The 593-nt window shown below is 54.1% G+C and carries 2 tRNA genes and 1 rRNA gene; all 3 read right to left on the bottom strand.

The features are described 5' to 3' along the window. Window positions 1-134 precede the first annotated feature (134 nt). The 3 genes from ACFPQ4_RS11005 to rrf all read right to left on the bottom strand — a co-directional run bounded on the left by ACFPQ4_RS11005 (window position 135) and on the right by rrf (window position 454). Window positions 135-210 (bottom strand) — tRNA-Ala (locus ACFPQ4_RS11005). A gap of 13 nt (window positions 211-223) precedes the next feature. Next, window positions 224-300 (bottom strand) — tRNA-Ile (locus ACFPQ4_RS11010). 37 nt (window positions 301-337) lie between these two features. Beyond that, a 5S ribosomal RNA gene (rrf, locus tag ACFPQ4_RS11015) occupies window positions 338-454 on the bottom strand. Window positions 455-593: the final 139 nt, after the last annotated feature.

Raw genomic sequence — 593 nt, forward strand, 5'->3', positions numbered from 1 at the left:
ACACAGATAAGCTTGGATGTTTCATTCTTTCTCGCTTTGTTTCGCTATCCAGTTTTCAAGGTACAAACGAGCAACCGTAAGGTTGGCTCGACCGTACACCGTAGCTATGTGCTTCGGGTGTACGAAAAGATCGATGGTGGAGACTAGCGGGATCGAACCGCTGACCCCCTGCGTGCAAGGCAGGTGCTCTCCCAGCTGAGCTAAGTCCCCATGGGAAAATATTTGGTTGGCCTTAGTGGACTCGAACCACCGACCTCACCCTTATCAGGGGTGCGCTCTAACCAGCTGAGCTAAAGGCCATCGATATGGCTTATTCATTCAGCCCTATTATGGGCCTGCCTGGCAGCTTCCTACTCTTCCAGGACCCTGCGGTCCAAGTACCATCGGCGTTGGAGGGCTTAACGGTCGTGTTCGGGATGGGTACGCGTGGAACCCCTCCGCCATTACCACCAGACAGGTTGCGCATGTCGCCAAACGTGCGCGGTATTGCTATAGAAAGGGACTTGCCCCTTCAAAACTGAACTCGAGCGTCATTTACGGTAACGCGCCACTCTGCTTGCGCAGCTGTGGACTTTTATAGCCCTTGCGGGCTC

The organism is Cohnella yongneupensis, assembly GCF_042655785.1.
Taxonomy (GTDB): Bacteria; Bacillota; Bacilli; order Paenibacillales; family Paenibacillaceae; genus Cohnella; species Cohnella yongneupensis.